Annotated in this window: 2 protein-coding genes; both read left to right on the forward strand. The window is 65.4% G+C overall.

Annotation, left to right across the window (positions count from 1 at the left end; all coding sequences use genetic code 11):
• Window positions 1-157: 157 nt before the first annotated feature.
• A complete protein-coding gene (locus WBA11_RS03460) occupies window positions 158-526 on the forward strand; it encodes a hypothetical protein (protein ID WP_424519329.1) in 369 nt (122 codons plus the stop codon).
• Between the two features lie 184 nt (window positions 527-710).
• A partial coding sequence (locus tag WBA11_RS03465) for a hypothetical protein (RefSeq protein WP_424519330.1) occupies window positions 711-1,871 on the forward strand: 1,161 nt, incomplete at its 3' end.

The raw sequence follows: 1,871 nt of genomic DNA on the forward strand, positions 1-1,871 counted from the left end.
GGGCCGCGAGGTGGCGCGGCTGCACGACGGCCCGCTAGGTCCAGGGGAGCACGCATTCGGCCTGACCGCAGCGCGTCTGCCGGCCGGCGTCTACGTCGTCCGCGCTGGGGCTGGCACCGAGGCGCGGACGCAGGCGCTGACGGTCGTGCGGTAGCGCTTGCGCGCGCAACGGCACCGAGGCGCGCACAAAATCGCCGGGCGTGATCGAGTCCGCTCCCGCGTCGTCGGGCAGGGCGCCTTCGGCATCGACGTCATGTCGGCGACGGCCGACCTCGAGGTCGAGCCGGAGAGCGCGATCGGAGCGCGGCTCGAAGGCCGTTCTGAAGCGGGAAACCGCGTGGCGTGGGGGAGCTCCGACCCGATCCTGATCCGTCCGGAGGCCGGCTTCGAGGTCCGCCTGACGATCGAGAACGAGGGGGCCGATCCCGTGGTCGCCGTCGCGCCGCTGTCGCCGCCCGCCCTCGAGGGCGACGTGCTCACGCCCGCCCGCGGCCACGGCTCGGGGACGAGCCGTCGGAGGTCATGACCAAACCCAGGAGAAGGAGCAAGATAGGCGGATCCGCGCGTCGCCATCCGGTTCGCCCTCGAGGACGAGATCGAAGCGGAAGGGTCCGACCTCGAGGGCGGTGCTCGGAAAAAAGGTGAGAGGGCGTGGGCCGTTCCACGCTCGAACCTCGGAACGGAGACAGACACTTTCCGACGCTTCCACGATGTCACGCTCGCTCCCGCTCCTCCTCGCCGTCCTCGTGGCACTCGCCACAGGCTCCGCGCTCTCGCAGACCTACGAGATCATCGACCCAGGCCCTGGCGGTCAGTCAAGCCCGGCGATAGCGGTGTCAGCAGACGGGTCCGTCATCGCCGGTGGCACCAGTCAGCCAGAAGGCTCGCGGGCCTATCGATGGACCGAGGCCGACGGGCTCGTCGTTCTCCCGGCGACGCCGGGTGGCGAGTACATGGTCAACGTAGACGATATGTCACCCGACGGTTCTCTCATCGTCGGCAGGACGTTACTGGCAGATGGGTTGCTTGCGTTGATGTGGACAGAAGCAGGGGGTACGCAAGTCATTGACCTGCCTGGCGTGAGCACCAGTGACTACTACATCAGGGCAAATGCTGCCGGCAACGATGGGGTCATATCGGGAAACATCAGCGCGAAGTTCAACGGTGGTGGTGGACCGTTCGAGGACCGCTCGTTCCTCAGGCTTCCAGACGGGTCCTTCTCGCTTTTAGAGCTTGCTCCGAGCGGCAACAAGACCTCCTCGAGGGCAGTCACCCCAGATGGTTCTGTGGTGGTCGGTGCAGCGGACCTGACCCAGCCTCTTGATGATTTCCATAGATTCCACCCGTATCGCTGGACGTCTGAAGGTGCGGACCTGTTGGACGGTCCGTCCGAACGATTAGAAGGAACAGCAACGGACATCACTCCAGATGGCTCCTTCATCGTAGGGTACCATATACGGCTAACGGAGAGCGGTGCCTTCGCTGGCTCTCCCCGTTTATGGTTTCGGTGGTCGGAAGAAAGCGGGGTAGAAGATCTCCCCGTTCTGACCGGACAAGACGCTGGATCTGGCTACGTCGGCGCGCTAGAGTCGCCGGTCAAGGTATCCGCCGACGGATCGGTCGTGGTGGGACGCATGAGTAGTGGGGATGCGTCCCGGCAGGTCCCTGCGATCTGGCGAGAGGGAGTGGGGACCGAGAACCTTCTGCGGGTCTTGAGGGAGGAGTACGGCCTCGATGTCCAGGAAACCTTCCCCGCCCGAAGCGACGTCACCGGCATCAGCGACGACGGGACAGTCATCATTGGATATACCTCGAAGGGGATGGGGTGGCGAGCTGTGATCCCACCGCGTGTCCTCCGCGTCACCGCCACC

Origin of the sequence: Rubrivirga sp. (assembly GCF_049648075.1) — a bacterium.
In the GTDB taxonomy this organism is placed as follows: Bacteria; Bacteroidota; Rhodothermia; order Rhodothermales; family Rubricoccaceae; genus Rubrivirga.